We start from the raw sequence: 4,135 nt of genomic DNA, 5'->3' as shown, positions 1-4,135 counted from the left end.
GCTACGAGTGAGGCATTGAGAAGAACAAAGGATGCCATACTCGCGAGTGCCTCTGTTGATGCGGTGGCCTTCGCAAGCTTTATGCTCGCCTGGGAGTTCCCTATCTTCAAAGAGATGGGCATGATAGCTCCCATAGCGGTGTTGGTCGTCTTCGCCGCCAGTCTGACACTCATACCGGCTATAACCGCTCTCATCGGAGACAAGTCAACCTTCTGGTGGCCGAGACACATAGGGCATGTTAAAGGGAGCAACATCCACAAAGAGAGCAGAATTGCCAGATGGTCTGTCAAACACGCAAAGGCAGTGTTACTTATATTCCTCCTCCTGCTTGCCCCGGCAGTTTACACTTTTACCAACTTCAACGGGACACACGACATCAAGCTGTTCCTGCCAAAGGACAGTGAAACCTACCACTTCCTTGAAATAAGTCAGAGCAAGCTCGGGGCCGACGTGATGGGTGCCACCTACGTCCTGATTAAGTTCAACCATAACGTCACCAATAGCGACCTTTCAACAATCAACGGAGTAGTGAGGAACATCGAGAAGATAGACGGCGTTAAGTACGTCTACACCATTACCCAGCCTTATGGAAAGCCCGTAAACACTAACCTGAGCCAGCTCAAGGCCATAGGTGGCGGCAGGTACCTCTCGAGCACGGGTAATATGATCCTCATCGAGGTAGTCAGCAGGTACCAGTCAACGACCCCCCAAGCTCACAGGATAGTTAGGGACATTAGGACCCTATTGAAGAACTACGAAGCCAGCGGAAAGATAACCAGAGGCATGGTGGGCGGTGGTGCGGCTTTAGACCTCGACCTCAGCAACTTGATCAACAACATATTCTGGCACAGAATCCTGCCAGTAGCGCTAGTGCTGATGTTCCTACTGCTTATACCAGCGCTCAAGGGCATTCCCGCTGTTATTTCAACGATGGCAACAGTCGGCACTGGGGTGCTCCTCAGCATAGCAATATCAACATGGCTCTTCCAGAAGCTCTTTGGACAGGAGATCATGTGGTTCCTGCCGCTGATGGTGTTCATCGTGCTCATGGGAGTAGGCATAGACTATAACAGCTTCTACCTCGTCAAAGCGAGGGACGAGTTTGAGCGCCGCTCCCCCAAGGACGCCCTCGTAGTTGCGGCAGGAACGATAGACCTCGTTGTCATCGGCCTAGCAACGGTGCTAGGAACCACGTACGGTGCATTGATGATCAGTTCGACGTGGGGGACGAGGGAAATAGGCTTTGCACTTGCCGCAGGAGTGCTGATAACAGCAACACTTGCGGTCTACTTCCTTGGCCCGGCGATGATGGGCCTCTTCGGTGAAAAGGCCTGGTGGCCTCTCCACAGGACAGAGAAGAAGGAGTGACACCCTAACTTCCCCTTTCTTTTTAGTATGTCTTGACACCTTCTCCTCGACATCCTTTTAAACGCTGAGACCCTCGGTTAAACCATGAACATCTACGAGATGCTCGCGCTCATAGCGGTTGGCTACGCCCTAAAGTACGCGGTCAGGAACGAGAGGCCCTTCCACTGGCTGAACATCCTCTCCACGCGGGTTCTCCTTACGCTCTTCGTCTTCGGGAACGTCGCGAGCAAGGATTTAGGGTATCTAATCAGCATAAAGCCCGTCTTCATCTACGTTCTTCTGATAGTCATCCTGAGCCTCGGCCTCTCCTACCTCTACGCCCGATTTTTTGTGAGGGACGAGCGCTGGGCCGGGGCTTTAATGGTGCTCTCGGTTTATCCCAACACCGCCGCAATGGGCTTCCCAATAGCAAGTCTCTTCCTCGATGATATAACTCCCGCGATACTCTACTCCACAACCAACAGCCTCATCGTACTCCCTCTGGCGAGCTTCATAGCGGCCCACTACTCCAGCGGGAAGGCCTCGGTGAAGGAGAGCCTCGTCAAGGCCCTTAAGTTCCCTCCAACGGCCGCAAATCTCCTGGCCCTTACTCTCGTTCTTGCTGGGATCAGGCTTCCCAGCTGGTTCCTTGAGCCGGTTAAGGCCGTTGGCTGGTGGAGCATCCCCCTCCTGCTCATCTACTTCGGCTCGATAATAGACCTCCAGAAGTTCAGGCTCAGGCACCTCGCCGAGGTCGGCCTCTTCAGGAGCGTCCTTCCGTTCCTCTTCGTTCTCCTCACCCTTAGAGGGGCTGGGAATATCTACTACGCCGTCCTCGTGGAGTCCTCAATGCCTCCAGCAATAATGGCAAACGTCATTCTATCACACTACAAAATGAAGGCCGGGGAAGGGATTGCCGTAACTGTCATCCTGAGCCTCCTAGTTCTCCTATTCTTCAGCACCCTAAAATTCTTCACCAGTTGAAATTCATCCGCCTGAGGAAATGCCCACATGGAAAGCTTGTAGCTTCCAGCCCTCAGCCACGAGTTCGGGTGAGGTTTTTAACCCCCTTTTTCATTCCTTTTCCGGTGATACCATGGAACGTGTTGTCGAAATTCTGCGCGAAATCCTTGAGATACCTTCGCCGACGGGCTACACAAAGGAGGTTCTCGCCCACATAGAGGAGAGGCTCAACGAAGTTGGAATAAAGACGTACTACACCAACAAAGGAGCGTTAATAGCGGGCAACCATCCGGAGCCGGAGCTTGTGATAGCGGGCCACGTTGACACACTCGGAGCTATGGTGAAGGGAATTCTCCCGGACGGACACCTGAGCTTCACCCGCGTTGGAGGGCTTCTCCTTCCAACGTTCGAGGGCGAGTACTGCACGATAATAACCCGCTCCGGGAAGCGCTATAGGGGAACCCTCCTCCTCAAGAATCCAAGCGTTCACGTGAACAAGGACGCCGAAAAGAAAGAGCGCAAGGAGGAGAACATGTATATAAGGCTCGACGCCGAAGTAGAAAAGAAAGAGGATACCGAGAAGCTCGGGATAAGGCCTGGAGATTTTATAGCCTTTGACCCGAAGTTCGAATATTCGAACGGCTTCGTTAAGGCCCACTTCCTTGACGACAAGGCGAGCGTAGCGGTTATGATCGATCTGATGCTTGAGCTTGGAGCGGAGAGACTGGAGAAGCTCCCGGTGGCGTTCTTTTTCTCACCCTATGAGGAGGTGGGTCACGGCGGTTCCGCTGGATATCCACCAAGCACTAGGGAGTTACTGGTCGTTGACATGGGCGTCGTCGGCGACGGAGTTTACGGTAAGGAGACTGCTGTCTCGATAGCGGCGAAAGATTCGAGCGGTCCCTACGACTACGGGATGACGACTAAGTTAATCGAACTGGCCGAAAAGAGGGACATACCGCACGTGGTTGACGTCTTCCCCTACTACGGCTCCGATGGTTCCGCCGCTCTAAGGGCCGGCTGGGACTTCAGGGTTGCGCTCATAGGCCAGGGAGTCCACGCGAGCCACGGCATGGAGAGGACTCACGTTAAGGGCATGCTCGCTACAAAGGAGCTGATAAGGGCTTACATTGAGGAAAAGTTTGGGGATTGAACCTCTTTCTTTTTAATTCGCCTAAGGCCTAAAAAGCAGAGAAAAGGAAAAAGAAGCTTATTCTATCCTGGCCCCGCAGATCGGGCAGAACTTCGCTCCCTCGGGGACTATGTGACCGTTGGGACAGCGCTTTATCTCGTGCCCGCAGTAGGGACAGAAGCGGGCCCCCTTTGGAATCGGCTTCCCGCAGTAGGGACATATCTCCTGCTGGGCAGGCCCTGCCGGGGTAGCAGGCTGAGCTGGCTGCGCCGGGGCCGCTGGAGGAACCCCGCCGCCGGCGTAGGGCTGTGCAGGCTGGGCCGGTTGAGCGGGCTGCATGAGCTGGGGAAGGAGGACCATGCCCGTCCCGACGGACGCGCTCCCGCTCTTCCCGAGCTCTGCCGCGACCTGCTTGGCCGTGTCCAGCTGCATCACAGCCTGGGCGTTGCCCGTCTGCATTATCCAGAAGAGCCTCTGGCGCCACTCGTCGGTCGTGTTCACTCCCTCGATTTTCACGTCCACCAGCTCAAGGCCGAGCCTTCTGAAGTCCTCCATGAGCTTTACCTTTACTTGAGTGCTCACCATGTCGAGGTTCTGGAAGAGGTCGACAATTGAGTAGCCTGAGAGGTGCTTCATCATGCCCTCGTTGAAGTAAGCGCGAATGAACTTTGTGACGTCGCTCGTGTCGTAGAG

4 protein-coding genes are annotated in these 4,135 nt (G+C 54.5%); 3 read left to right on the top strand and 1 reads right to left on the bottom strand.

What is annotated here, in order from left to right; all coding sequences use genetic code 11:
• The 3 genes from MVD07_RS10110 to MVD07_RS10100 form a co-directional block, all read left to right on the top strand.
• A partial coding sequence (locus MVD07_RS10110; RefSeq protein WP_297501705.1) for an MMPL family transporter occupies positions 1-1,368 on the top strand: 1,368 nt, incomplete at its 5' end.
• Between the two features lie 84 nt (positions 1,369-1,452).
• Positions 1,453-2,331 carry an AEC family transporter gene (locus tag MVD07_RS10105; protein WP_297501703.1) on the top strand — a complete coding sequence of 293 codons (879 nt, stop codon included), beginning with the start codon at positions 1,453-1,455 and terminating at the stop codon, positions 2,329-2,331.
• 112 nt (positions 2,332-2,443) lie between these two features.
• Positions 2,444-3,463, top strand: a complete 1,020-nt coding sequence (locus tag MVD07_RS10100; RefSeq protein WP_297501700.1) for a M42 family metallopeptidase — start codon at positions 2,444-2,446, stop codon at positions 3,461-3,463.
• Between the two features lie 57 nt (positions 3,464-3,520).
• On the opposite strand, the gene MVD07_RS10095 is transcribed toward MVD07_RS10100, so the two are convergent.
• On the bottom strand, positions 3,521-4,135 hold a 615-nt coding region (locus MVD07_RS10095; protein ID WP_297501697.1), incomplete at its 5' end, for a zinc-ribbon domain-containing protein.

It is taken from the genome of Thermococcus sp., from assembly GCF_027008145.1.
Classification (GTDB): domain Archaea; phylum Methanobacteriota_B; class Thermococci; order Thermococcales; family Thermococcaceae; genus Thermococcus.
The sequence above is the reverse complement of the archived record's forward strand: the minus strand, read 5'-3'. Positions and strand labels throughout refer to the sequence as shown.

Coding starts and splice junctions, on each gene's coding strand:
- MVD07_RS10105 (WP_297501703.1), top strand. CDS start 1,453: ATGAACATCTACGAGATGCTCGCGCTCATAGCGGTTGGCTACGCCCTA.
- MVD07_RS10100 (WP_297501700.1), top strand. CDS start 2,444: ATGGAACGTGTTGTCGAAATTCTGCGCGAAATCCTTGAGATACCTTCG.